At 47.1% G+C, this 24,741-nt stretch carries 28 protein-coding genes; 2 read left to right on the top strand and 26 right to left on the bottom strand.

From position 1 onward, the window contains the following. Positions 1-29: 29 nt before the first annotated feature. The 18 genes from aroA to prsW all read right to left on the bottom strand — a co-directional run bounded on the left by aroA (position 30) and on the right by prsW (position 15,041). Positions 30-1,283 carry a 3-phosphoshikimate 1-carboxyvinyltransferase gene (gene aroA, locus N7U64_RS02635; RefSeq protein WP_318928361.1) on the bottom strand — a complete coding sequence of 418 codons (1,254 nt, stop codon included), beginning with the start codon at positions 1,281-1,283 and terminating at the stop codon, positions 30-32. After that, entirely contained in the window at positions 1,274-2,332 is a 1,059-nt protein-coding gene (gene aroB, locus N7U64_RS02630; RefSeq protein WP_318928359.1) for a 3-dehydroquinate synthase, read from the bottom strand. Before aroB ends, aroA begins: the two co-directional genes overlap by 10 nt. Continuing rightward, positions 2,329-3,483, bottom strand: a complete 1,155-nt coding sequence (aroC, locus tag N7U64_RS02625; protein WP_012370665.1) for a chorismate synthase — start codon at positions 3,481-3,483, stop codon at positions 2,329-2,331. Before aroC ends, aroB begins: the two co-directional genes overlap by 4 nt. Before the next feature lie 23 nt (positions 3,484-3,506). After that, positions 3,507-4,280, bottom strand: coding sequence for a CheR family methyltransferase (locus tag N7U64_RS02620; protein WP_012370666.1), 774 nt, complete (start codon positions 4,278-4,280; stop codon positions 3,507-3,509). Positions 4,281-4,419: 139 nt separating this feature from the next. Continuing rightward, entirely contained in the window at positions 4,420-4,836 is a 417-nt protein-coding gene (gene ndk, locus N7U64_RS02615; protein WP_012370667.1) for a nucleoside-diphosphate kinase, read from the bottom strand. 94 nt (positions 4,837-4,930) lie between these two features. Further along, positions 4,931-5,845, bottom strand: coding sequence for a polyprenyl synthetase family protein (locus N7U64_RS02610; RefSeq protein ID WP_290828709.1), 915 nt, complete (start codon positions 5,843-5,845; stop codon positions 4,931-4,933). Between the two features lie 49 nt (positions 5,846-5,894). Continuing rightward, positions 5,895-6,602: a demethylmenaquinone methyltransferase gene (locus N7U64_RS02605; protein WP_012370669.1), complete on the bottom strand. Its 708-nt coding sequence runs from the start codon at positions 6,600-6,602 to the stop codon at positions 5,895-5,897. Positions 6,603-6,624: 22 nt separating this feature from the next. Then, complete coding sequence (locus tag N7U64_RS02600; protein ID WP_012370670.1) at positions 6,625-7,203, bottom strand: heptaprenyl diphosphate synthase component 1; 579 nt, start codon at positions 7,201-7,203, stop codon at positions 6,625-6,627. 142 nt (positions 7,204-7,345) lie between these two features. Next, a complete protein-coding gene (locus tag N7U64_RS02595) occupies positions 7,346-7,618 on the bottom strand; it encodes an HU family DNA-binding protein (RefSeq protein WP_012370671.1) in 273 nt (90 codons plus the stop codon). An 85-nt stretch (positions 7,619-7,703) separates the two neighbouring features. Next, positions 7,704-8,438, bottom strand: a complete 735-nt coding sequence (locus N7U64_RS02590) for a hypothetical protein (protein ID WP_012370672.1) — start codon at positions 8,436-8,438, stop codon at positions 7,704-7,706. Next, entirely contained in the window at positions 8,435-8,632 is a 198-nt protein-coding gene (locus N7U64_RS02585; protein WP_251135900.1) for a DUF2768 domain-containing protein, read from the bottom strand. Before N7U64_RS02585 ends, N7U64_RS02590 begins: the two co-directional genes overlap by 4 nt. Positions 8,633-8,650: 18 nt before the next feature. Continuing rightward, positions 8,651-9,676: an NAD(P)H-dependent glycerol-3-phosphate dehydrogenase gene (locus N7U64_RS02580; RefSeq protein WP_041261645.1), complete on the bottom strand. Its 1,026-nt coding sequence runs from the start codon at positions 9,674-9,676 to the stop codon at positions 8,651-8,653. Between the two features lie 17 nt (positions 9,677-9,693). Continuing rightward, positions 9,694-11,004 (bottom strand): ribosome biogenesis GTPase Der, encoded by a 1,311-nt coding sequence (der, locus tag N7U64_RS02575; protein WP_012370675.1) that lies wholly within the window; start codon positions 11,002-11,004, stop codon positions 9,694-9,696. A 123-nt stretch (positions 11,005-11,127) separates the two neighbouring features. Further along, the gene (gene rpsA / locus N7U64_RS02570) at positions 11,128-12,261 is read right to left on the bottom strand and encodes a 30S ribosomal protein S1 (RefSeq protein ID WP_318928341.1); all 1,134 of its coding nucleotides are present in this window, start codon (positions 12,259-12,261) and stop codon (positions 11,128-11,130) included. A gap of 93 nt (positions 12,262-12,354) precedes the next feature. After that, on the bottom strand, positions 12,355-12,954 hold the full coding sequence (locus N7U64_RS02565; protein WP_214764238.1) for a lysophospholipid acyltransferase family protein: 600 nt from the start codon (positions 12,952-12,954) through the stop codon (positions 12,355-12,357). Continuing rightward, positions 12,951-13,622 (bottom strand): (d)CMP kinase, encoded by a 672-nt coding sequence (gene cmk / locus N7U64_RS02560; RefSeq protein WP_012370678.1) that lies wholly within the window; start codon positions 13,620-13,622, stop codon positions 12,951-12,953. The genes N7U64_RS02565 and cmk overlap by 4 nt, the downstream gene beginning before the upstream one ends. A 77-nt stretch (positions 13,623-13,699) precedes the next feature. Then, on the bottom strand, positions 13,700-14,356 hold the full coding sequence (locus tag N7U64_RS02555; protein ID WP_214764230.1) for a flagellar brake protein: 657 nt from the start codon (positions 14,354-14,356) through the stop codon (positions 13,700-13,702). Between the two features lie 25 nt (positions 14,357-14,381). After that, positions 14,382-15,041 carry a glutamic-type intramembrane protease PrsW gene (gene prsW, locus N7U64_RS02550; protein WP_012370680.1) on the bottom strand — a complete coding sequence of 220 codons (660 nt, stop codon included), beginning with the start codon at positions 15,039-15,041 and terminating at the stop codon, positions 14,382-14,384. Positions 15,042-15,192: 151 nt separating this feature from the next. Here prsW and N7U64_RS02545 point away from each other — a divergent pair, with 151 nt between their 5' ends. Beyond that, complete coding sequence (locus N7U64_RS02545) at positions 15,193-16,161, top strand: asparaginase (protein ID WP_041261650.1); 969 nt, start codon at positions 15,193-15,195, stop codon at positions 16,159-16,161. Positions 16,162-16,221: 60 nt separating this feature from the next. Here the strand turns inward: N7U64_RS02545 and N7U64_RS02540 are convergent, their stop codons facing one another. From N7U64_RS02540 to N7U64_RS02505, 8 genes are all read right to left on the bottom strand, one after another. After that, complete coding sequence (locus N7U64_RS02540) at positions 16,222-17,211, bottom strand: YpdA family putative bacillithiol disulfide reductase (RefSeq protein WP_214764217.1); 990 nt, start codon at positions 17,209-17,211, stop codon at positions 16,222-16,224. Positions 17,212-17,324: 113 nt separating this feature from the next. Further along, a complete protein-coding gene (locus tag N7U64_RS02535) occupies positions 17,325-18,590 on the bottom strand; it encodes a Glu/Leu/Phe/Val family dehydrogenase (RefSeq protein ID WP_012370683.1) in 1,266 nt (421 codons plus the stop codon). A 131-nt stretch (positions 18,591-18,721) separates the two neighbouring features. Continuing rightward, the gene (locus tag N7U64_RS02530) at positions 18,722-19,669 is read right to left on the bottom strand and encodes a D-alanine--D-alanine ligase (protein WP_012370684.1); all 948 of its coding nucleotides are present in this window, start codon (positions 19,667-19,669) and stop codon (positions 18,722-18,724) included. 177 nt (positions 19,670-19,846) lie between these two features. Continuing rightward, positions 19,847-20,437 (bottom strand): adaptor protein MecA, encoded by a 591-nt coding sequence (locus N7U64_RS02525; RefSeq protein ID WP_012370685.1) that lies wholly within the window; start codon positions 20,435-20,437, stop codon positions 19,847-19,849. 59 nt (positions 20,438-20,496) lie between these two features. Beyond that, positions 20,497-21,381, bottom strand: a complete 885-nt coding sequence (locus N7U64_RS02520; protein ID WP_012370686.1) for a MerR family transcriptional regulator — start codon at positions 21,379-21,381, stop codon at positions 20,497-20,499. A gap of 71 nt (positions 21,382-21,452) precedes the next feature. Beyond that, a complete protein-coding gene (locus N7U64_RS02515) occupies positions 21,453-21,650 on the bottom strand; it encodes a hypothetical protein (RefSeq protein ID WP_041261653.1) in 198 nt (65 codons plus the stop codon). 39 nt (positions 21,651-21,689) lie between these two features. Continuing rightward, positions 21,690-23,123: an ATP-dependent DNA helicase RecQ gene (locus tag N7U64_RS02510; RefSeq protein ID WP_318928327.1), complete on the bottom strand. Its 1,434-nt coding sequence runs from the start codon at positions 23,121-23,123 to the stop codon at positions 21,690-21,692. Next, entirely contained in the window at positions 23,120-24,133 is a 1,014-nt protein-coding gene (locus tag N7U64_RS02505) for a helix-turn-helix domain-containing protein (RefSeq protein ID WP_318928326.1), read from the bottom strand. Before N7U64_RS02505 ends, N7U64_RS02510 begins: the two co-directional genes overlap by 4 nt. Positions 24,134-24,418: 285 nt before the next feature. On the opposite strand from N7U64_RS02505, the gene N7U64_RS02500 reads away from it, so the two are divergent. Beyond that, entirely contained in the window at positions 24,419-24,667 is a 249-nt protein-coding gene (locus tag N7U64_RS02500; RefSeq protein ID WP_012370689.1) for a ferredoxin, read from the top strand. The last annotated feature ends 74 nt before the right edge of the window (positions 24,668-24,741 follow it).

The following is a 24,741-nucleotide window of genomic DNA, read 5'->3' as shown; positions in this document are numbered from 1 at the left end:
TTTCCTCTATTTCACTGTTCGAGATCTTTTCAGGGATTCGTTTGTTGCAGTGTCTTTAAATCATCATAAAACGTCGGGTAGCTGACTTCAACTACTTCATTCCCAAGGACCTCGATTTCCGGCTGTAATGTCGAAGCAATCGTCAGCATCATCGCCAGACGATGGTCTCCGGCACTGTCGACCGTCGCTCCGACAAGTGGTGTCGGTCCGTCAATAATCATGCCGTCTTCCGTCGCTTCAATCTGCGCACCAATCTTTCGCAGCGTCGAAACAACCGTCTCGATCCGGTCCGTCTCTTTAACACGCAGTTCCGCTGCATCCCGGATGACGGTTCGTCCTTCGGCTTGTGTCGCAAGTAGGGCAAGCAACGGAATTTCGTCGATCAACGAAGGAATTTGCTCCCCTTCAATCGCTACAGCTTGCAGGGAAGTCGTCATCAGCGTCACGTCAGCCGTCTCTTCCCCCGCCGTTTCCCGACGGTTCGTGATTTCGACACTGGCTCCCATCTGCCGTAGGACTTGTAAAAATCCTGTCCGGGTCGGATTCATCAAGACATGTTCCGTCGTGATCCGACTGTCGGCTCCTAAGACAGCCGCCGCCCACCAAAAGGCGGCAGAAGAAGGATCACCCGGAATGTCGATCGTCGTGGCTTGCAGGCGGACCGGTCCTTGCAGACGGATTCTCCGTCCCTGCTCCTGTTCTTGAATAGTCAGGTCGGCTCCGAATTTCGGCAACATCCGTTCTGTATGGTCCCGTGACAGAATCGGTTCGACAACTGTCGTCTCGCCGGTCGCAAACAATCCGGCCAGTAAAACCGCACTTTTGACTTGAGCGCTCGCAACAGGCAACGTATAGGTTGTCCCGACAAGCGGTTGACCATGGATCGTCAGCGGCGCGTATGTCCCTTCAATGTCCGCTCCGAGTGTCGCAAGCGGGACGGTCACCCGGTCCATCGGCCGTCGTTGTAATGACTCGTCTCCTGTCAAGGTGTACGTTTCCTGACTACCTGCCAAAATACCGCTCAGTAAACGAATCGTCGTTCCTGAATTACCGCAGTCAATCGTCGCTGCCTTTAGAGCAGTGGTCCCGGTAATCCGGATTTCTTGTTCCGTCTGCTGAACGTGTGCGCCAAGTGCCTCGACTGCTGCAAGTGACGCCAGACAATCTGCCCCTAACAAGGCATTCGAAATCACTGTTGTTCCTTCTGCGATTCCACCCATCAAAAAAGCACGATGGGTCATCGATTTATCGCCCGGTACACGTACCGTCCCTCTTAAGCCCACTGTAAACACCTCACTGTTTGATCATATGCATTCTTTAGACGTTTCTGATCGATTGCTTCCAGGGCAAATCCACCTTCACCTTTTACTACAAATCGAATCGATACATCATTTTTTTTGTCGCGTTTCATCAATTCCAAGTATCTTTCAAACGGTTGACGTTCCGGTAACACAACACCAAGCCGGTGAATCAGCTCGACCAATCGGTTGGTTTGGTATTCGTTGCCTTCAAGGATCGATACAAAAACCAGTCCGATCCCGACTGCTTCTCCGTGGGACAGATCCTCACTCGCATATTCGACGGCATGGCCGAAAGTATGCCCGTAGTTTAAAAAGGCACGGATGCCGGTTTCCCGTTCATCCTGTTCTACGATATGCTGTTTCACCTGTATGCCGGCTGAAATCCAGTCAGCGAGCGGTAATTGTTTGATGTCTGAAAGTCCCAGTCCGATCAGCTCTTCCGCAAAAGTCGGACGCGCCAATAATCCATGCTTCAGTAATTCAAAAAAACCGCTTCTCCATTCGCGGTCGGACAACGTTTGTAAAAAGGCCGGATCGTATAAAACGGCAGACGGCTGATAAAAAGCACCTACTAAGTTCTTACCCCAACGTAAGTTTAATCCAACCTTTCCGCCGACACTCGAATCATGTGCGAGCAATGTCGTCGGGATTTGAAGGAAAGGAACACCACGTAGGAAAGTCGCTGCAACGAATCCCGCTAAATCACCGATCATACCGCCTCCGACGGCAAGAATCATCGTCTTTCGTGTTGCGCCCTGCTCAATTCCTTCTTCCAGCAACCGTTGATAGACGGATAAGGATTTACTTCCTTCCCCCGGCTCGACGGTACTGACACGCTGAGCCGTCAGCGGAAAAACGTTCTCAAGTTGACGGCGGATTGACGCCATATGCAGATCCGCCACGGTCTGATCCGTAATGATCCAGAACTGATCCGCTTCCTGCGCTTGTTTCACTTCATGAATCCGTCGGATGGCATCCGGTTCAACATAGACGGAATAAGGACGGCTCGCCCGGATAGTCAGATGCGTCAAAAGAGACGCACCTCCTCCCGGTAAGCTGTGACAGCCTGTTTCAGGCGGTCAAGCGTCGATGTACCGAACATCTCAAGAACAGCTGCCGCAATCTCGACGGCTACGACGGCTTCCAGTACGACCGCTGCCGCCGGAACGGCACAGGCGTCACTGCGTTCGACCTGAGCGACGAATGGCTCCTTTGTTTCGATATCGACGGACTGGAGAGGACGATATAACGTCGGAATCGGCTTCATCGCCACTTGGACCCGAATCGGCATTCCGGTCGACATTCCGCCTTCAATCCCGCCCAGATGATTCGTCTTACGGAAATACCCGGTTTCGTCATGCAGGATTTCATCCTGGACGGTACTACCTTTTCTGCGCGCCAAATCAAATCCGTCGCCAAACCCGACTGCTTTCATCGCATTGACACTGATGACGGCACGGGCGATCCGGCTGTCAAGTTTCGTCTCATTTTGTGTAAAGGAACCGATTCCCGGCATCATATCTGTCACGACGACTTCGACTTCTCCGCCTAATGTGTCCCCGTCTTTTTTAGCTTGGTCAATCGCTGCCATCATCCGCTCTGCTGCCGCTTCGTCGGCACAGCGAACAGGCGACGCCTCAATCACTTCCCGGTACTCCATCGGGTTGACGAAATCCGCATCGATGCCTCCGATGGAGCGGACATGAGAAAACACATCAATCCCCAGTTGACCGAGCAGTTGTTTGGCAATGGCACCGACCGCGACACGCGCTGCCGTTTCCCGGGCGGACGAACGCTCCAGGACATCGCGTAAATCCCGGTGTCCGTATTTTAATCCGCCGACCAAATCAGCATGACCCGGGCGTGGACGTGTCAGTGTCCGCGGACGTTCCAGTTCCTCCTGCAACGGTTCGGCCTGCATGACTTTCGTCCAGTGCGTATGGTCTTTATTCTCAATGAACAGACTGATCGGTGCGCCCGTCGTATAGCCGTGCCGGATCCCCCCGCGGACATCCACCGCATCCTGTTCGATTTGCATTCTCCGTCCACGACCGTAACCACCTTGACGTCGTGTCATCTCACGTTGCACTTGATCAAAATCAATGATGAGACCAGAAGGGATTCCTTCGATGATGACCGATAATCCTTTACCGTGTGATTCACCTGCTGTCATGTAACGCATGTTGCCTCATCCCCTTTTATCCGTTAGATTTTTTCATAAAAAAAGCTTTGTTTCATTTTTAAGCCAAATCGTTCCGGTTGGAAAATCTGTTCTGTTCCGCCGACAAACAAAATGCCCCCCGGTTTTAAAGCGTCGACGAATGACCGATAGACATGTGCCTTGGCTTCCTCAGTAAAATAAATCAAGACATTCCGGCAGATGATCAAATCAAATCCTGTATCATACCGGTCACCGAGTAAATTATGTTTACTGAATCGAACGAGACGTCTGATTTCAGGAACGACTTCAAACTGTTGTTCTTGTTCGATGAAATAACGTTTTTTCCGTCCTGCTTCCACTTCATTCAGAGCGGACGCTCCGTAGCGGCCTTGTTTTGCCTTCTCAAGGACTAACTCATCTAAGTCCGTTGCTTGAATCGTAAATTGTGCCGGATCGAGTTTTTCGTTTAGGATCATCGCCAACGAATACGGCTCTTCACCTGTCGAACAGGCGGCACTCCACGTCCGAATCCGTCCGTGGGCACGGGCTTGCAACACCGGCAAGATATCTTGCTCCAGTTGCTGCCATCGAATCGGGTTCCGGAAAAACTCACTGACGTTAATCGTCATCCGATCCAAAAATTCTTCATACAAAGTTGAACTTTTTTCCATCGCCTGCATATAAGAAGCAAATGTACTGTATCCTTTTTTATCACGTAATGCTGTTAATCGCCGCTTCATCTGGGCTTCTTTATATTGTCCTAAATCAATTCCTGATTTTTTCAAGAAACGTTGGATGAAAAGCTCATAGTCCTGCATAGTCCACCTCACAAATCCTCTCTCTGGTGGGATTGCTTTTCAGGCACTCCCTGTCTTATTTTCTATCTTAGCATAAAGCCATTTCCTTTCCAAAAAACAAAAAAGACGATTGAGCAGTTGCTCAATCGTCTTGCTGACCTCAAACGTTTAACGGTTGTCCTTGAAACCAAAGACCGAGTTCACGCTCGGCACTTTCAACACTGTCTGAACCGTGAATGACATTCTCGCTCATCGTGTTTGCAAAATCGCCCCGAATCGTTCCCGGTAGTGCTTCCGTCGGTTTCGTTTTACCAATCATCATCCGCGAAACCGTGACTACATCTTCGCCTTCAACACGAAGTGCGACGACAGGACCAGATGTCAAGAAAGTGACCAACTCTCCGAAAAATGGTTTTTCTGCGTGTTCCGCGTAATGAGCCTGTGCTAATTCTTCAGTCACCTGCATCATTTTCATTTCACGAATTACGAATCCCTTACGTTCGATACGAGCGATGATTTCCCCAATCAAACCTCGTTCAACGCCATCCGGTTTTACCATTAAAAACGTTTGCTCCATTACTAGTTCCCCCTATGAAATACAGATAAAAAAGCGCTTACATAGTAAGTTTACTGCGTAAGTGGACAAGCGGCAAGAAATTTTTTACATTTTTTCAACCTTTACGTTTCCCGACATACCGGGCGACTTCTTCCAAGGACCGTTTCGCTGATGATTTCGGGAGATGATTCAAGCGGAGAATCGCCCGCCGAATGTATAAATCAACGGTTTGTTGCGTTCGTTCCAACGCATCTGATCGTTGCAACCGGTCCAGTAAAGGAGCCACCTCTTCATGACTCGGCATTGAACGGATCTTTTGTAATTCCCGGAAAAATTCTTGATCTTCCGACGCATAAAATACAGGCAATGTTTTATGACCATGACGCAAATCTTCTGCGACAGGTTTTCCAAGTTCAGTCCGTTTCGCTGTAAAATCAAGCAAATCATCTGCAATTTGGAAAGCTAGACCAATGTCACGCCCAAATTGTCGTAACGCCTTCGTATCTTCCGGTGAACAGTTCGCGACAATCGCCCCGAGATGACAGCTGGCTTCAATCAGGATGGCCGTTTTCCGCTCGATCCGTTTAATATACCGTTTGATCGATTGTTCCCAGTCATACTGATCGTAAATCTGCTCGATTTCGCCTTCACAGATTTCACGCATCGCATGGACCATCACCTGGACCAGTTCCGGTTTGCCAACTTCCCCAATCAGTTTAACTGCCTCACCAAATAAAAAGTTACCGGAATAGAGTGCCACTTCTTCATCAAAGTGTTGCATGACGGTTGGTTTGCCGCGCCGCAGTTCAGCGTCATCAATCACATCATCATGGACAAGTGAAGCCATATGGACCAGTTCAAGACTGGCTGCAACACGCACAAGCTCATCACGATCGGCCTGACCGAACTTTGATGCGAGCAACACAAAGGCCGGCCGAATGCGTTTACCGCCTGCTTGAAGCAATTGTTGTCCGGCAGCATCGATGGTCGGATCGCTCGATGCGATATGACGGATCAAAAATTGATCCACTAAATTTACTTCTTTGGTTACGTCTCGATAAATAGAATGCAGTGACATCTCACCACTTCTTTCCGAGGTGCATTGCAGCCGCCCCACCTGCAAATGCTTTGACTTCCACTTGCATGAATCCGGCTTGTTCAAACAGTTGTTTCAGTTCGACACGATCAAGGAAAACTTCAGTTGACTCTTGCAACCAGTTGTATTGATCGTAGGATTTGGCAAACAAACGACCGACCTGCGGCATGATTTTTCCGAAATACAGGGAGTAAGCTTCCTTAAACAGCGGTGCTGTCGGTTGACTTGTCTCAAGGCAGACGACCGTCCCGCCCGGTTTTAGGACACGGTGCATTTCTTTGATGACCTGCAAATAATCCGGTACATTCCGCAGTCCAAATCCGATTGTCACGAAATCAAACGAATGATCGCCAAACGGAAGCTCCATCGCGTTCCCGTGAATCAACTCGACATTTTTCATCTCAAGCGCTTCAACTTTTTCGACACCAACTTTCAGCATGTTCTCGGAAAAATCAAGTCCTTTGATGACACCGGTCGGACCGGCTGCTTTCGCAAGCTGAATCGTCCAATCAGCGGTTCCACAACATAAGTCGAGACACTTTGCACCTGGAAATACGTTCATCCGGCGCATCGTTTCTTTTCTCCACAATTTATGAAGGCGGAAGCTGATGATGGAGTTCATTTGATCATAATTGCTTGAAATCGATTGAAACACTTCATATACTTTTTTCTCTTTTTCTTGTGTCTGCACGCAGTTCACCCTTTCGAAGATATTACGCTACTGCCATCTGTTCCAGATGAGATAATAACAGTTGTTGAGCACTTGATTGTAAGCTTTGTGCCCGTTGACGAATCAAACGTTGTCCGTCCTCCGTCAACCAGTCTCTTCCGCTAATCGCTGCTAGTCCTTGAACCAATCCGAATTCTGCCTTTAACCATAATAAGACATACTCTTCAGTTGAATCGTAGTTTTCCTCATGAAGGGCACATTTCGCTTCGTTCACATGCTGAACGGTCCGCCCGAGTGTTACGAGTGCCGTTTGGGGAAGCGACGCCAATTCTTCAAAGAAGTAGCTCGAAAATAAATCTCCCGCCAGAACCAGCAGTTGTCGTTCTTTCGAACCTCTTTTGGTCTCTCCGACACGTTCATGTAACAGTAAGGCCACCTGTGCATAATGCACACCTTTGACAAGTGATTGCCAAGCCAACGTTTCATTTTGGGCGACATCGATCAACCAACTGATTTGTTCACGATTGATGGAAGGGAAATCCACATGCCGAGCCAATTGTGTCGTTTGTTTTGTAGTGAGTGCGGTGATCATTTCTTCCACGAGCAGCTCTTGATGATTCATGCTTTTACCCCCCGATCTCCAGTGCCATCTCGTTGATGGATTTTCTTCTTTTTTAATATACCATAATCAGTTCGTTTTCTCGTCTCTCAATGTCCACAAAAAAAGCCGTCCGAGGAATTCCTCGAACGACTATGTAGCCGAATTACTTAACAGCATCTTTCAATGCTTTACCTGGTTTGAAAGCCGGTACTTTGCTTGCTGGGATTTCGATATCTTCTTTTGTACGTGGGTTGCGACCTTTACGAGCTGCGCGTTCACGGACTTCGAAGTTACCAAAGCCAATCAATTGGACTTTCTCTCCAGACTGAAGTGTCTCAGTGATCGATTCGAATGTTGATTCGACAACTTTCGTCACGTCTTTTTTAGTCAGACCTGATTTTTCGACAACTGCTTGAATGAGTTCAGTTTTGTTCATTACGTTCACCCCCTCCCAATCACTTCTTCGAGGCTAATCATACCTTATAAACGTTGATATTACAACATTTTCGTTAGAATCCCCATTAATTTTCTGATTCTTCGATCGATTTCTCAGAAAACACAGGTTCGCCTTTTTTGTTGATTGTGTAACTTTGGGAGTATGCAGGAACAAATGGTTGCTCATCGTAGAGCAAATGCCGAATATCTTGGCCGACTTTCGGCTTTTTCTTCGCTGTTTCGACCGCTTTTTTAAGTTCAGGCAAATAGTTGATAAACAACTGCCCCTGACCGTCTACATAGATCGACAGTTTTTCATCGGAATACGGACTCGGTACTTTCGGTTCCTCTTTGATAAACAGCTTCTTATAATCAAGCGTAAACTGATTTTTCCCGATCGAACCTTTGAAAGGATATTTGTCATTTTTCTTACGGTACGTATCAATGCGGACTTGAAGCTTTTGAAGTTCTTCTGCTACAAGCAAGTCCATCAATTTAACCGTCGGCTTTTTCTCGACATCCACGAGTAAATAAATGAAGGTCCCGCCCCCTTCAAAACTGTTGGGAGGAGGGTCGCTCATATAGCGTGGAATCAGACGTCCGAGTTCGATTTGATACCGTTCCATTAATGGTGTATCCGCTTCTCTTGTTTTAATCGGCAAAACGCCGGTATCTTTTTGATAGGCGTCTACTGCATTTTGAACCGTTCGAATTTGTTCCGGATACGGAACCCGATTCGACGGTTTTTGACTGTCCGGAAATAAACAGCCCGACAACAACATGACCGGAATCAGCATAAAGACTATTAAAAGTTTTTTCATGCACTCGGACCTGCCATGACGATAAAGACCATGATGATCGATGCCACGATAAAACAAAGAAAAGCAATGGTCGACATCAAGAATTGCCAAGCACCGGATAATTTCGTCCGACTGATTGTGACCAATAAGACACTGATCGCAAACAAACCGATCCCGGCAAACGAAATCCACATTTTTAGTAATCCAGGACTCAAGGTTTCCACCCCACTCCGTTAATCTTTCATCGTAAACAGATGTTCAATCTCATTTTTCTGCGGACGGCGCATCAATTTCTGTACTTCTTCTGCCGGAGTATGTCCGTCGAATAAGACATGATAGAGCGCTGTCGTGATGGGTAACTCACATTGTTTCGTTTCTGCTAAATCGTAAGCGGCTTGTGTCGCCCGGACGCCCTCGACGACCATTCCCATGTTCTCAAGAACGGTTTCAAGTTTTTCGCCCCGGCCGATCGCATTTCCGGCGCGCCAGTTCCGACTGTGGACCGATGTACAGGTCACGATTAAGTCGCCCATTCCCGTTAAACCGGTGAACGTCATCGGATTTGCACCGAACAATGTGCCTAGTCGGGCAATTTCGACCATCCCGCGGGTGATCAAGGCTGCTTTGGCATTATCACCGTACCCTAATCCATCAGCCATTCCGGCTGCTAAGGCAATGATGTTTTTGAATGCTCCGCCCAGTTCTGCTCCGATAATATCGGCGTTTAAATAGACACGGAAGTTATCATTCGTAAACAATTCCTGAACTCGTCCTGCCTCTTCCATGTCAGTGGAAGCAACCGTTACGGTCGTCGGCTTACGTAATGCGACTTCTTCCGCATGGGATGGACCGGTCAACACACAAATCGCCGAACGTTTGGAGGCATCGATTTCCTGCTCCATCAATTCTGACAACCGTAAGTGTGTTTTCGGTTCAATCCCTTTCGAGGCGTGAATCAACACGACCGGTTCCGTCAACAATTCGTTTAATTGACGCGATACAGAACGAATCGCAGAAGAAGGCGTCACAATCAAGATATGGGATACCCCTTCGACAGCTTCGCTTAAAACAGTAGTTGCCCGAAGTGATTCCGGCAACGTCACACCTGGTAAGAACTGCGTATTTTCATGATTTTGATTAATGGCATCAACATTTTTTTGATCCCGACCATAAAGAATGACCTCATGACCGTTATCGGCTAAAACGAGCGAGAGTGCGGTTCCCCAACTCCCGGCTCCAATGACTGCAATTTTTTTCATCATGATTCACCTTGTCCTTATTGTTTTTGACGTGCCAGAATCCGAATCGGTGTTCCTGTAAAATCAAAGGCTTCACGAATCCGGTTATCCAGATAACGTTTGTATGAGAAGTGTAACAATTCCGGATCATTGACGAATAAAACGAATGTCGGCGGACGGGAAGCGACCTGTGTTGCATAGTTGATCCGCAGACGAACCCCTTTATCCGTTGGTGCAGGATTCATCGCTACAGCGTCTACGATGACATCATTCAAGACACTTGTCTGAATACGTTGGGCATGGCTCTTCGCTGCTTGTTTGATGACAGGAAGTAACGTTTGTAAACGACGTTTTGTTTTCGCAGAGACGAAAACGATTGGGGCATAATCAAGGAACCGGAATTCTTCGCGAATTTCCTCTTCCATTTTTTTCATTGTTTTATCGTCTTTTTCAACGGCATCCCATTTGTTGACGACGATGACGATGGCACGGCCTGCTTCATGGGCATAACCGGCGACTTTCTTATCTTGTTCGATGATTCCTTCTTCACCATCTAATACGACACAGACGACATCTGCCCGTTCGATGGCTTTTTGTGCACGCATAACACTGAATCGTTCTGTTGATTCATAGACTTTTCCGCGTTTACGCATACCGGCTGTATCGATGATGACATATTCCTGCTCATCCCGTGAGAACGGTGTATCAATCGCATCGCGTGTCGTACCAGCGATACTCGAAACGATGACACGTTCTTCACCGAGAATCGAATTCGTCATGCTTGATTTTCCGACGTTCGGACGTCCGACTAAAGCAAATTTAATCGTATCCTCATCGTACTCGATATCTTCTTTATCCGGTGCCAGTTCAAGCACGCGGTCGAGCATATCTCCGAGTCCTAAACCGTGTGTACCGGAAATCGGATATAAATCACCGAATCCGAGCGAATAAAATTCATACATTAAATCGCGCATTTCAAAATTGTCCACTTTGTTAACAGCGACGACAACCGGTTTATTTGAACGGAATAACATGTTCGCCACTTCTTCATCCGCTGCCGTAATCCCTTCACGGCCGTTGACCATAAAGATAATGACGTCCGCTTCATCAATGGCGAGCTCCGCCTGATGACGCATCATTTGAAGTAAGGGCTCATCCCCGACTTCGATTCCACCTGTATCAATCAAATGAAAATGACGATTCAGCCATTCTCCAGTTCCGTATATACGGTCGCGGGTAACACCTGGCTTGTCTTCTACGATCGAAACCCGATCTCCAATCACCCGGTTAAAAATCGTCGACTTTCCGATATTTGGGCGACCTACGATCGCCACTACTGGAATTGCCATCCCAACACCTTCTTTCTCTTCTCTCGCTTCATAGCCGTTCTATTGTACCAAATGAAGCGGTTTTATACCATATCTATCGGAACATAAAAAAAGTGAACACGTTTCGTGTTCACTTTTACTGCCTTATTCTTTTGTATCCGATTCCTTCTCAGAAAGATCGGCTACCGAAAATCCTTCGTTTTGATCCGTGTACTGAGAGTAGTCATCATTCGACGAATCTTCCTGTTCAAGCACACGTGTCGATAAGGAAATCTTATGTTGCGCAAGATGAACCTCGAGAACTTTTGCTTCAATTTCCTGACCTTCTTCAAGCACTTCGGACGGCGAGCCGATATGGCGGTTGGCAATTTGCGAAATATGAAGTAATCCTTCGACCTGAGGTGCCAGCTCAACGAAAGCACCAAATTGAACGATCCGGCGGACACGTCCTTTGACGATGTCTCCCGCTTCAATTTTGCCTTCCATCTGTTGCCATGGACCCGGTTGCGTTTCTTTGATCGAGAGTTTGACTTTTTCCGTGTCCCGATCAACACCAAGGACCTTCACTTCAACTTTTTGTCCTTCCGTCACGATATCCGACGGACGTTCCACGCGGTGATGTGCCATTTCTGAAATGTGAACCAACCCGTCAACACCGCCGATGTCAACGAATGCTCCGAAGTCCGTCAGACGTTGGACGGTTCCTTCTAGCACCTGTCCGACTTCAAGATGTTCCAGTGTCTCTTTTTTCTTTGCATTCAGCTCACCTTCGACAACGGCTTTATGCGAAAGAATGACGCGATTTTTTTCTTGATCCAGTTCGACGACCTTGACGGCAATCGTCCGACCGATATAATCCGAAAAGTCTTCCACGTAGTGGCGTTCGACAAGCGAAGCAGGAATGAATCCGCGGACACCAATATCGACGACCAGTCCGCCTTTGACAATATCTTTCACAACGACTTCAAAAATTTCACCCGATGCGTATTTCGCCTCAACTTTTTCCCATGCCTGTAAGGCATCGACTTCACGTTTGGAAACGACTACTTCTTCATCTGTAATTTTCTTGACCTTTACTTGTAGTTCATCACCGACTTTGAGTGCACCTTGAATGTCATCCAGATGGAGACTCGATACTTCGCTAATCGGCAGGATTGCTTCTGTCTTATATCCGATATCAATGAGTGCTTGCTTGTCTTCAATCTTCACGACCGTTCCGGTTACTACCTGGTCCCGATGAATTTCAAAATCAGGCATATCTTTCATTTCTTCGACCATTCCAACACAACCTCCTCACGATGAGTACAAGAAACGTATGAATACGTTTAACCTTCTTCTAACTTCTTACAATTCTGACTATTTGTCAAGGCATTACGCGTGATTGAAGTAGACGGTTTTAATTTCTTCCAAAATCCGTTCGGAAATTGCCTTTGCCGCTCCCCGTTGATCTCTTAAATCCGAAATATCAACCGGTTTTCCAATAGCAACACGCATCCGGCGGAACGGACGGTAATCGCCGATGATGGCGATCGGTAAGATTTGGGCTGGCGAACGTAAAGCAAAGAATCCGACGCCGGGTTGAGCAGATGTAAACTCGCCGGGAGCCGACCGCGTTCCTTCCGGGAAAATCCCGACCGTTTCATCCGAATTCAGCAATTCAATCGTCCGCTTCAACGCTTGGCGATCGCCTTGTCCGCGACCGACCGGATACGTTCCGGCTGAAATCATGATTTGTTTGAGAACCGGAATGTTGAACAATTCCTCTTTCGCCATGTAGCGGACAGAGCGACTTGTCGGAATGGCACTGACCAAGAACACCGGATCCCAGTTGGAACTGTGATTGGCACAGACTAAAAGCGATCCGTCCGACGGAATATTTTCCTTACCTGTCACTTTTAAACGAAACACCGTTTTGGCAATGATCAGAACGATGAATCGTGCAAGCCGATAGACAAATTCGTTTCGTTTCATTTTAAAGCACCCTCTGCCAGTTCAGTCAGTCGCGCAACGACTTGATCAATGTTCAGTTCTGTCGTATCGAGATAAATCGCATCATCTGCCTGTTTGAGCGGTGAGACCGTTCGTTCACTGTCCCGCTTGTCGCGCAGCGCGATTTCATCCTGTAACCCCTTTAAATCGCTGTCCATTCCACGGGCAATGTTCTCCCGGTGACGGCGGCTGGCCCGTTCTTCGACCGATGCCGTCAAAAAGACCTTCAGCTCGGCTTCCGGCAAGACGACCGTCCCAATGTCACGTCCATCCATGACGATGCCTCCCCGTTCCGCCAGTTTACGTTGTGCGATGACCAGTGCTGACCGGACTTCTGCTTGGCGGGCGACAAATGAAACATTGTTCGTGACTTCATTTGTCCGAATCGCATCCGTCACTTCCCGTTCTCCGATGAACACACGTTGTCCCTGTTCGCCCGGCGTCAGTCGGATATCAAGTGATTTCATCAATTCTCCAAGAACCGGTCCGTTCTCTAAATCAAGTCCTTGTTCCAATGCAGCCAGTGTGACCGCACGATACATGGCTCCCGTATCGATATAAACATAATCAAGATGTGATGCTAACTGTTTGGCAATCGTACTTTTCCCGGCACCTGCAGGTCCGTCTAAGGCAATTTGAATCTTCTTCATGAGTGACTTCGTTCCTTCCATCTTCACCAACGTAAGTGGTGTATAGTATCGACCGTTATCATAGCAAAAAAATACGCTTACGTGAATGGGTTCGTTCCACGCCGTGAGTTTTTCATTTGCGCTTGGTAACAGTGCCGTAAGACTAGTTCCCGACTCCGGTCATTGATCCGGGTAAATTGAAAGGCCAGTTCATACCGCGTCTCTCGCGGGTCAACACGAACAAGTTCTGCCAATACATCAACCGTATGTGTCACACCGTCTCCCGTCGGCAGTATGAAGGTTAATTCGAGCTCATCCTTTACTTCGATCGGAATTTGATTTGCCAATACTAAAATACCGCCTGCCGATAAATCGAGCGTGACGGAAGTGAACGGTTCAAACGCTGTTTTGTGCGGGTGAACTGCTACATCCAACAATTGAGGCACCCGGACGAACTGACGGCGCTGAACACGCTGGATCATTTCTTCCTTCGGCCGGCGTAACGCATACCGCTGACCTCTTAACGGATCATTTTGACGTTCGACGACTTCGGTCTCAAATCCATACAGCTTTCCTTTTTCCTTAAAAAAATAAAATCCAACTTGTTCCTGATCCGATAAAATAAAGGTTTTTAACGTCGAAACTTCACTCGGTGCCTCGATCCAGATTAACCGGTTGGTCACGGCCGTCACTTTCGTCCGTCCTTGACGGTCCTCTTGGTTAGTCAACATGACTAAATCTCCAGTTTCTATCATCTTACTCTCTCCCAGCCCATTCTATTCAGTTACTTTTTCTGTTGTGTCGTTGGTTCAAGCGATTGGCGCTTCGAATTTGATACAGGCCGACAATCCATAATCCGATCATAAATAAAATCGGCACAACCGATATACCACCATTTTCCAATATTAACAAATTAAAGATAGTGTGTACAATCATCGGAACGAAAATTGATAAGGCTAGCCAACGATACGGATGCGTCGAGAACTTGGCTTTTCCCATAAAAAATCCCATGATGACTGCAAATAAAGCATGCCCTGAGACCGGTAACAAGGCACGGAAAACCATATGTTCAACCGTCCCGTTGACCATTAAATATAAAATATTTTCCAGTGTCGCAAATCCTAAGGAACAAGCGACGGCATAAATGATTCCGTCATAATAATCATTAAACCGTTGGTGAATATACACGGTATAAAAGACAACAAACCATTTTGCAAACTCTTCCGTCACGGCCGAACGAACCAATTGAATCGATTCGAGTCCACCAAATTCACTTTGGATGATGTATTCAACGAACATTAAAGGAAAAACAAGAAGTATCCCGAAAATAAAACTACGTAGGATATAGCCTACGGGTTCTGACTCGTGTTCGTGGCGTAAATAAAAATATGTCAGCAATGCAATTCCTGGGGCAATTCCTGAGAAAACGATTGGTAACACGTCTCCTCCCCCTTCCTATTCTCTTAGAATAAAGGTTTCTCACGGAAAAGAAAACCGCACCCATTGTTTCTCTTGAAAAAAAGGGTACAATGTTAATGAAAATGACCGGAAAGAAGGTGAAGGTTGTTCGTTATCCGACGACAACTGTTTAATGAAAAAATTACTTTTGATTCATACCGGAGGCACCATCGCGATGGCGCAAAATCATTCCGGTCACGTTTTACCGAATGAGATCAATCCTCTGGACGCCTCGTTGCCACGTGCGACCGATATCGCCGACATTACGACGCGTCACTTCTCGAATCTGCCGTCTCCACACATCACACCGGAAATCATGTTGCGGCTGGCTCATTTCATTAAAGAGGAGTTACAGACCGGTGGATATGACGGAGTCGTCATCACGCACGGCACAGATACATTGGAAGAAACCGCTTATTTTCTCCAGCTCACAATCGGAGCTCCTATCCCAATCGTCTTGACCGGTGCCATGCGTTCGTCTAACGAAGTCGGATCAGACGGTGAATTTAATTTGATTACCGCCTTACGGGTTGCCGTCAGTGCGGCTGCTCAAGACAAAGGCGTCCTCGTCGTCTTTAACGGAGAAATCCACTCGGCGTTTAATGTCACGAAAACCCATACTTCTTCAGTCGATACGTTCAAATCCGTCCATTTTGGAAATTTAGGGATGGTCACAAAAGATCACGTGTACTTATTTAATACTCCGCTTCTTAAACCGACTCATATGGTGACACAATTGAGTAAACGTGTCGCTGTCTTGAAAGTCTATGCCGGGATGGAACCGGACTTACTGCTTGCGATCAGCGAACTCGGATACGACGGTCTAGTGCTCGAAGTTCTCGGTCAAGGAAACGTGCCGCCAAGCCTGGTCGATGCGATCCAGTCGTTAACCGAACAGATGCCTGTCGTCATCGTCAGCCGTTGTTTTAACGGGATTGTCCAGGACGTATACGGCTATACGGGAGGCGGTCAACAGTTAAAAGAACTGGGCGTGATCTTCTCGAATGGATTGAATTCTCAAAAAGCACGGTTGAAGTTAATGATTGAACTTGAAATAGGTGCCAATCATCATGCTTTGGAAGAATCTTTCCGCGTCGAATAAAATTATGCAGGCAAAAGGGAGAGGCTTCCGTAGAGGCCTCTCCCTTTTATTGCCTATGAATCACGGTCGAGCTGTTTCCGGTTTCAGGCGGTGTTTGAGACTGTCTGCAATCAATCCGCCGTGGAATCGTCCGTTTTCAATGAAGATTTTATTGGCATCATAACCAGCGGCCACGACACCGGCAATGTAGATTCCCGGAACGTTCGACTCCATCGTCGTTTCGTCAAATGCGGGAATCCCTGTTTCCGGATCGATTTCGATGCCCGCATCGGCGAAAAGACCGATGTCCGGTGTATATCCTGTCATCGCAAATACAAAATCTGCTTTGACAGCCGATTGTTCACTATGAACGGAATATCGCACTTCCGTATTTGTAATTTCATCAATCGTCGCGTCAAACACCATCGTTACTTTTTCTGCCCGTACCAACGATTCGAAATTCGGCAGGACCCACGGTTTAATGGACGGACTATAGGATTCCCCGCGATACAGCATCGTCACACGGGCGCCTGCCTTTTCGAGCTCGATGGCCGCATCGACACTCGAATTTTTTCCGCCGATGACGACGACATCCTGACCGTAAAACGGATGGCCTTCTTTAAAGTAATGGAAAACATGCGGTAAGTCTTCGCCCGGAATGTTCATCAGGTTCGGCAATCCGTAGTAACCGGTCGCCAGCACCACTGATTTGGCCGTCCGCGTCACAACTTGCCCGTTCCGGAGCGATGTCACGTTAAACCCACCTTCGATACGTGCGACGTCTTGAACCGTCTCAAACGGTCGCACAGTGACCTCTTTTCGCCGCACGACTTCCCGGTAATAGACAAGGGCATCTTGCCGTTTCGGTTTTAATTCTTTATTGATGAAAGGCACACCGCCGATTTCTAATTTTTCACTGCTTGAAAAAAATGTCTGGTGTGTCGGATACTGATAAATCGCTTCCACGATGTTTCCTTTTTCAATGACTTCGACAGTCAGTCCAAGGTCCTGCATTTCAATTGCCGCGGATAATCCGCAAGGACCCGCGCCGATGACGATACAATCCAACATATCTCTTTCGCCTCTTCCACTTGCTTTTTTTTCATCTTAGCAAATCTTTCCCGTCGAAGAAAGAAATAACCATACAAAAAAGCTCACTTCTAGACGAAGTGAGCTGACTGAGATTAAACCCAACCGCGGAATCGTGATGCTTCCGCCATTTTCCGGACACCGACCATGTATGCCGCAAGTCGCATGTCGACATTTCTTGTCTGTGCCGTCTGATACACCTGGTTAAAGGAATTGACAAGCACTTTTTCAAGTTTTTCATGAACTTCTTCTTCCGTCCAGTAATATCCTTGGTTATTCTGCACCCATTCAAAGTAAGAGACGGTAACGCCACCACTCGAAGCAAGGACATCCGGAACAATCAAGATATCACGTTCCGCTAAAATTTTCGTCGCTTCGTTAGTCGTTGGACCGTTCGCTGCTTCGACGACGATACTTGCTTTAATGTCATGGGCGTTATCTTCTGTAATTTGATTTTCGATGGCTGCCGGTACTAAAATGTCACACTCCAGTTCAAGCAACTCTTTATTCGAAATGGTATTTTTGAAAAGTGTCGTGACGGTACCAAATGAGTCCCGGCGATCGAGCAGATACGGAATATCAAGACCGTTCGGATCATGTAACGCACCGTACGCATCACTAATGGCGATGACTTTTGCACCAAGATCATGCATGAACTTCGACAAGAAGCTTCCAGCATTACCGAATCCCTGAACGACAACACGTGCTCCTTCAAGTGTAATTCCTTTTTTAGCAGCCGCTTCACGAATCATGATGGCGACACCTTTTGCCGTCGCCGTCTCACGACCATGCGAACCACCAAGGACTAATGGTTTCCCTGTAATGAAGCCTGGTGAGTTGAATTCATCGATTCGACTGTACTCATCCATCATCCAAGCCATGATTTGTGAATTCGTAAAGACGTCCGGTGCTGGAATGTCTTTCGTCGGACCAACGATTTGACTGATGGCACGGACATAACCGCGGCTTAATCGTTCAATCTCACGGAAACTCATCTCACGCGGATCACAAATGATTCCGCCTTTACCACCACCATAAGGCAGATCGACGATTCCCGCTTTTAGACTCATCCAGACGGACAAGGCCTTGACTTCGACTTCCGTGACATTCGGGTGGAAACGAATTCCGCCTTTTGTCGGACCGACCGCATCATTGTGCTGGGCACGGTATCCGGTAAAGATTTTTGTCGATCCGTCATCCATCCGAACCGGAATCCGGACCGTCAGCATCCGAAGTGGTTCTTTCAACAATTCATACATTTCGTCTGGATAACCCAGCTTCTCAAGAGCTTCCTTGACGATTTCTTGTGTTGCTTCGAGTACATTCTTGCGATGATTTGCGTGTTGTTGGTCAGTGATCATTCCAACGTTCCTCCCCATAAGTGGCATCCCCTATGCCGTTTCCTTGTTCGGATAAAGTATACCTTTTTCCGAGCCGTAATGAAAGGGGTTCCCATCATATTTGTAAGCGCTTTCTACCATCTACTTCATTTTCAGTTTTTTCTACTGGCCGATTCGCTTTCATGACGTGTGATTGCCAGTTCAATAAACGTTTCCACAAGTTCCGGATAGTCGATTCCGACGGCCCGAGCACCATCCGGGAACAGACTCGTAGATGTCATTCCCGGCAACGTATTCGTTTCTAAAATAACCGGTGCCCCTTCATCGGGAACGAGGAAATCGGTCCGGGAATAGCCGGCGCATCCTAATACTTGATGGGCCAAAACAGCCCATTCCTGTAATGTTTGCGTCGTCTTCTCATCGAACTGTGCCGGACAGATGTGCTCCGATCCGCCGATGGCATATTTCGACTCATAGTCATAGAATTCATTTTTCGGGATAATCTCGATGACCGGCAATGCTTTTTCTTGTCCTTTTGCCCCGAGAACCGGTACCGTCACTTCACGTCCTTTGATGAATTGTTCAATCAAGACGGCATCATCCGCCTGGAAAGCCAGTTCAATACCTTGACGTAACATCTGCTCATCCATCGCAATCGTCAACCCATTCGAAGAACCTTCTTGGGCCGGTTTGACGACACAAGGAAACTGGGCGTCCCACTGTTTAATTTTTTGTTCGATGTCATCTCCACGCTCGACCAAGACATCACGTGCAATCCGGATTCCCGCCTTTTCAAAATGTACCTTAGAGCGCGCTTTATCCATCGCTAACGCGGATGCCAACACTCCTGAACCGGTATATGGAATACCCGCCATCTCGAGCAGCGCCTGGACACGGCCATCCTCACCATATTTGCCGTGAAGGGCAATGACAGCGGCCTCTACTTGTAGATTTAAAATTTCTTCTGCACGCTCTGGATGAAAGTCGACGGCAACGACTTCATGCCCTTTACTTTCCAGCGCATTAATTACCGATTTCCCACTATTTAATGAAACTTCCCGTTCACCGGAAATTCCGCCAAACAATACTGCCACTTTCATCTTGTTCACTCCTTCATCTTACGTTCAATGCTTATCATACCATCACTTTTTGTATGAAAAAACACAAATTGGTCGCAACCACCGTCCGGATATATAAAAAGTCACTTCCCGATTGCGTTCGGTGAAGTGACTTTTTAGTTACATCTTGAAAATTCCCGTTAACGACAGTCATCGGAATCAAGGTGTAAAGCTTGCGATCATTGTTGGAACGGCTTGTTCCAACAGGATGGTTTTTCCGTATTCGGACATCACGAGCGGACTTTTCGGACTGGGTACACCGTATTCCGACAAAATTGTCGTTACAGTCTGCTCGACATGTTGCTTCATTTGTTCTTGGAAGTATAAATAATAGCGGTCTTCGAAGAAATACAGTGTGCCACCCGTTTCCGTTTGATCGATGTGACGTGCCAAACCATGACTCGCCTGAATGACATCTTCCAATTGGTCGAGTTGATAGAGGACATGGTGGACGATATCGACCGTCATCCGAATCTCAACTTGATCAAATTCCTCAAACGTTTCTTCCGGCAGGGCACCTTCACGCCGAACGTCGACCAACATACCGTCGTTCGGGAAAAATGTTACAAAAAAGTCGAGGGTCCCGACTGCATGAAATCCATAATTCGATTCAGCTTCTTCCAGTAAATTACGTAATAAAGCCTGGCCTTTGCCGACAGCCAATGTCTCCGGTCGAACGTCATGGACCGACAGTTCTTGTTTTGATACGAAGACCCGTAAATGACCTTGCTTAAATTGCTCAAACCTCATGTTAGACTCCTCCAGTTACTCGGCAGAGTACAAATGCTCTCCGTTCGATATGACTCACACTATACACCAGTTGTCGGAGTGAGTCGACTTAACCAACTTTTCCAAGCGTTGTCATCGGATCCAAGTAACATATCTCCGTACTTTTCCGGATGCTGCTCAACGGCATAGCCGCCTAAACCGATTTCCGTTTGTGGTGCCTGCTTTTGAATCTGGTCAATTGCTTCATCTAAGTCCTTCAAATGATCCGAGATCGTACATGATAGCACGACTGCTCGAGGCGTCAGCTGTTTCGTCACTGTTACAAGATCCGGTACAGGAATACCCGCTCCAAGGAAGATGACATCGAATCCGCTCTGACGGAGGTACAGCGTAAAAAACAGCAATCCGAGTTCATGTTCTTCTTCCGGCGCGCAGACACACAAGATGCGTGGTAAAAATGGATTGATCGGCATTTGAAGAGACAATGTCGAGAGACGTGCCCGTAAAAAAGCGGTCGCGAAATGTTCATGGGCAATCGTAATCGTTCCCTTTTCCCATCGCATCCCGATTTCATGTAACAACGGACCGACGATGTCTTGGATGACCTTATCAAAGCTGAACATCGAAAATGCTTTGTTCATAATGTCATGGGCATGTCGTTCTTCGAAATTCGTCAGTGCTTCGAACAATTGATCCCGCAGCTCGATTCCATAATCAATCGGAACCTCCGTTCGATTCACGGGCATTTCATATAATTGAATGGCTTTTGAAACCGACAGCCCTTCTTTTTGTTTATCAACGATCCAACGCAGCTTGGCAACATCGTTATCACTGTAAATACGATGGCCTGATTCGCTCCGATCCGGATCCAATACTTGATACCGCCGTTCCCAAGCACGAATGGTCGTCGGATTGAGTCCCACCAATGCAGCAACTGCTTTGATATTATATTTCCCACGATCCATGCACCGTGCCTCCTTTCTTCTTCCCTTTAGTATACCCGTAAAGGAAAAAAATCTCCGTTCATAATGTGCGCTTACATCATGAAACCGATGGAGACAAAGGCAATGATAATTGTAATCATCAAAACTGTGAGTGTAATCGCGAGTGGATTTTTAGCAAATGGTTGTTTTAATCGTTCATTGCGAACGTGTTCGATTCTTGAGGATCGAGGAGGTAAGGACGTGCGTTGTTGTTCATCTTGCCGATTTTTTCGTTGATCCTGTTTACTCAATTTCATCACCTTTTCTAAAAAATAAGGACTACTATTAGTTTACACTGAAGGACGGGATGAAAAAAAGACTTCTTCTAGCCGGTTCTTCCAGTCCAGTTGGGCAAAACCGGTCCGGACGACAGGTTCATCCATCGTAATCGTGCCGCAATTGTCACAACACCGGTCTTGTACAACGGGACGTTCGTCAAAATGTTCCAATATGAATGCTCGGCGGCAAAACGTATTTTGAATATAATTTATCATTTGCATGAGTTCACGTAAACGTATTTTTTTCCGTTCCTCCTGCCACTCGATGATTTGGGATTTTGTTTTCCCTTCCGTAAGCTGACCTTTTAGCAGACGATAAGCCGGATCGTCCGGATCGAGATGCAGGCGTTGCTCAATCGCCTCAAACGACTCCCCTCGTCCGCGGTATTGCGTCACTTGATCAATCCAAAGAAGGGACGCATATTGTTTATCCACTAAAAATTGTTGAAGTTGCTGATCTCCCGGTGCATAAAGCAATACTGCGGTCGACGGTTGCCCGTCCCGTCCCGCTCGACCGATTTCCTGCATATAGGCTTCAATCGTCGCCGGCATCGTGTAATGAATAACCGTCCGGACGTTCCCTTTGTCGACCCCCATACCAAAAGCACTGGTACAGACGAGACAGTCGATTTCGTCGTGCAGAAACTGTTGTTGGATTAGTTGGCGATCTTCCGGTTCAAGACCGGCATGATAATAAGCGGCCTGAGGAACAATCGATGCAATCCGTTCTGCTTCTTTGCGTGTCGTCGTATAAATGACACATGGACGATTGACGGTTTCCAATCGTCGGCTCAAGACCTCATCTTTTTTACTCGGCTCGGTTTGCTCGACGATGAGTTGAATTTCCGGCCGGTTGACGGAATGGCGAATCCGCTTCGCTTGCGTCAGCGCCAGTCCCCGAATGATGTCTTGTTCGACTTGTGCCGTTGCCGTTGCCGTCAAGGCTAAGCAAGTTGGATTGCTGAGTCGTTGGCGAATCTCACCCAGTTTGGCGTAGTCCGTACGGAACTCATGTCCCCACTGCGAGATACAATGAGCTTCATCAACGACAAACAGATTAATTTTAATTTCCGCTAATCGCTGTTGAATTTGCGGGGCGGCCAATTGTTCGGGTGACAGATACAAATAACGCAATTGATTCAGATGACGTAAAATTTCTTCCTTTTGATCGCGGGATTCAAGAGACGTCAACTTAGCGACGGCTCGTTCCCCGCGGCGTTTAATCTGCATGATCTGGTCTTCGATCAGCGATAATAACGGGGATACAATCACCGTCAATCCGGCCGGTTGCAGATAAGACGGCAGTTGGTAACAAATTGATTTTCCGCCTCCTGTCGGCAGAATGGCGACTGTATCGTGACCGGCGAGGACCGACTCGACGATTTGCCGCTGTCCGTCTCGAAACGCACCATACCGAAAGACTCGTTTTAATACTTCCTCCATCATGAATGAACCACCTTTCTTGCTAAAACGATACGAATTTGAAAATAGTCCATTTCCTGTGTCAACTCTTGTTTGATCCGTTTCAGCGAAAACGTTTGGAGCCGGTCGGTGATTTGAATGACCTCTTCATACTGTGCAGCAGCAACAAACTGCTCGATCGGGAAAACGGGAGCATACATCGCAATTTCCACCAGATGATCCTCCATTGTACTTTTTTTCAAACGCCGTCGTTCAGCAATTTGCGGAACCGTATAGCCCTGTTTCAGCAGATTCCAGGTTTTTTGCGCAGACTGTGTCATTTTGAAATGATTGATGTCGTTTCCTAAAGATAAAATCAGACTGTCTTCGGGCAAGACACGTAAACATCTTCGCCAGGCAATCACAAATTCCAACTGGAGTGAAAGTAAATCCGTTCCTAGCCGTTCACTCAATTGAGGAAACGATAATCCTGTCTTTAATCCCGACAACCGGTAAGTGATCAGAATCGCTTCTCGTTCTGTCAATTGATGTAACGCCTGATTCAATTCCTGATAGACGGTCGCTTTCCAGTCGGACCGGTCAGCTACCTGACGGATTTGTTGTTTGACCCATTCCTTTACGCCACTGTCTTGTTGTACCGGAATAAAAAAGGTTTTTTCATCCAGACAAACGATTGATTGGATCATCAGACTGACCCGTTTCCACAACTGCATCGGATAGCCGCGCAGTTCTCCACCTAAGTCATCCAGTAGAAAAGGAGAATCAAGTTGTGCTTTTCCGGCATCTGTCATCAGCAGATTCTGTTCCCGCTTAATCCATCCGGCATGCTCCAGTTCGTGTAAGACTTGCTCAAACCGGTCTTTTTTCAATGGAAGCATTCCAAAAACTGCTTCCAGTCCGTAAAAGTGTGCATCTTGTAAGGAAGTAGCGGACCGCTTTCCTTGCAGCAGATGGAATAAGCTTCGATCCGTCCGTTCATTTTGTAATCGACTAATGGCTTCCAGTACTACCTGTCGCACAATCGTTTTTTCCATGTCAGTCCTCCCCTCCGTTACATCACCTGTTTTAACTTTAGTTTATCATCAGGATACATCTGGCTCCTGTTTCGTACACTTGTTCTTATTTTACATTTCCAATCAGATTTATGCCATGTTGAATCGATTAAAGAAACAGAAAAGGTGATTTCGCTCCGACAATCGGTTTATTCACATACTTCTGCCTCTTCCTCATTGAAATGCGCGCATGAGTCCGATACAATGACTTATAGATGAGAACAGTACTTAGTTTCCAATGTTTTCGAATCGAGAGGAGAATGACCGATGGCTAAATTTACAATTGTTGACAAAGACACATGTATCGCATGTGGTGCTTGTGGCGCAGCTGCCCCAGATATTTATGATTACGATGATGAGGGCTTGGCTTACGTCATTTTAGATGATAACAAGGGAACAGCTGAAATTCCAGAAGCATTATTCGATGATATGATCGATGCATTCGAAGGATGCCCGACGGATTCAATCAAAGTCGCAGATGAATCATTCGAAGGCGACGCACTTAAATACGAATAATATTCGCTTCACCGGTCTGCTCTTACACGAGCAGATCTTTTTTTGTCGTAAAAAAAATCACTTTCCCGCGACAA

Source organism: Exiguobacterium sp. K1 (assembly GCF_033721435.1).
GTDB classification, from domain to species: Bacteria; Bacillota; Bacilli; order Exiguobacteriales; family Exiguobacteriaceae; genus Exiguobacterium_A; species Exiguobacterium_A artemiae.
This window is presented reverse-complemented; position numbering and strand designations above follow the sequence as displayed.

Excerpts from the sequence above, each read along its gene's own strand:
- aroC (WP_012370665.1), bottom strand. The coding sequence starts at position 3,483 with ATGCGTTACATGACAGCAGGTGAATCACACGGTAAAGGATTATCGGTC.
- N7U64_RS02620 (WP_012370666.1), bottom strand. The coding sequence starts at position 4,280 with ATGCAGGACTATGAGCTTTTCATCCAACGTTTCTTGAAAAAATCAGGA.
- ndk (WP_012370667.1), bottom strand. The coding sequence starts at position 4,836 with ATGGAGCAAACGTTTTTAATGGTAAAACCGGATGGCGTTGAACGAGGT.
- N7U64_RS02600 (WP_012370670.1), bottom strand. The coding sequence starts at position 7,203 with ATGAATCATCAAGAGCTGCTCGTGGAAGAAATGATCACCGCACTCACT.
- N7U64_RS02595 (WP_012370671.1), bottom strand. The coding sequence starts at position 7,618 with ATGAACAAAACTGAACTCATTCAAGCAGTTGTCGAAAAATCAGGTCTG.
- N7U64_RS02590 (WP_012370672.1), bottom strand. The coding sequence starts at position 8,438 with ATGAAAAAACTTTTAATAGTCTTTATGCTGATTCCGGTCATGTTGTTG.
- N7U64_RS02580 (WP_041261645.1), bottom strand. The coding sequence starts at position 9,676 with ATGAAAAAAATTGCAGTCATTGGAGCCGGGAGTTGGGGAACCGCACTC.
- der (WP_012370675.1), bottom strand. The coding sequence starts at position 11,004 with ATGGCAATTCCAGTAGTGGCGATCGTAGGTCGCCCAAATATCGGAAAG.
- rpsA (WP_318928341.1), bottom strand. The coding sequence starts at position 12,261 with ATGGTCGAAGAAATGAAAGATATGCCTGATTTTGAAATTCATCGGGAC.
- N7U64_RS02565 (WP_214764238.1), bottom strand. The coding sequence starts at position 12,954 with ATGAAACGAAACGAATTTGTCTATCGGCTTGCACGATTCATCGTTCTG.
- cmk (WP_012370678.1), bottom strand. The coding sequence starts at position 13,622 with ATGAAGAAGATTCAAATTGCCTTAGACGGACCTGCAGGTGCCGGGAAA.
- N7U64_RS02555 (WP_214764230.1), bottom strand. The coding sequence starts at position 14,356 with ATGATAGAAACTGGAGATTTAGTCATGTTGACTAACCAAGAGGACCGT.
- N7U64_RS02545 (WP_041261650.1), top strand. The coding sequence starts at position 15,193 with ATGAAAAAATTACTTTTGATTCATACCGGAGGCACCATCGCGATGGCG.
- N7U64_RS02540 (WP_214764217.1), bottom strand. The coding sequence starts at position 17,211 with ATGTTGGATTGTATCGTCATCGGCGCGGGTCCTTGCGGATTATCCGCG.
- N7U64_RS02535 (WP_012370683.1), bottom strand. The coding sequence starts at position 18,590 with ATGATCACTGACCAACAACACGCAAATCATCGCAAGAATGTACTCGAA.
- N7U64_RS02530 (WP_012370684.1), bottom strand. The coding sequence starts at position 19,669 with ATGAAAGTGGCAGTATTGTTTGGCGGAATTTCCGGTGAACGGGAAGTT.
- N7U64_RS02525 (WP_012370685.1), bottom strand. The coding sequence starts at position 20,437 with ATGAGGTTTGAGCAATTTAAGCAAGGTCATTTACGGGTCTTCGTATCA.
- N7U64_RS02520 (WP_012370686.1), bottom strand. The coding sequence starts at position 21,381 with ATGGATCGTGGGAAATATAATATCAAAGCAGTTGCTGCATTGGTGGGA.
- N7U64_RS02510 (WP_318928327.1), bottom strand. The coding sequence starts at position 23,123 with ATGATGGAGGAAGTATTAAAACGAGTCTTTCGGTATGGTGCGTTTCGA.
- N7U64_RS02505 (WP_318928326.1), bottom strand. The coding sequence starts at position 24,133 with ATGGAAAAAACGATTGTGCGACAGGTAGTACTGGAAGCCATTAGTCGA.
- N7U64_RS02500 (WP_012370689.1), top strand. The coding sequence starts at position 24,419 with ATGGCTAAATTTACAATTGTTGACAAAGACACATGTATCGCATGTGGT.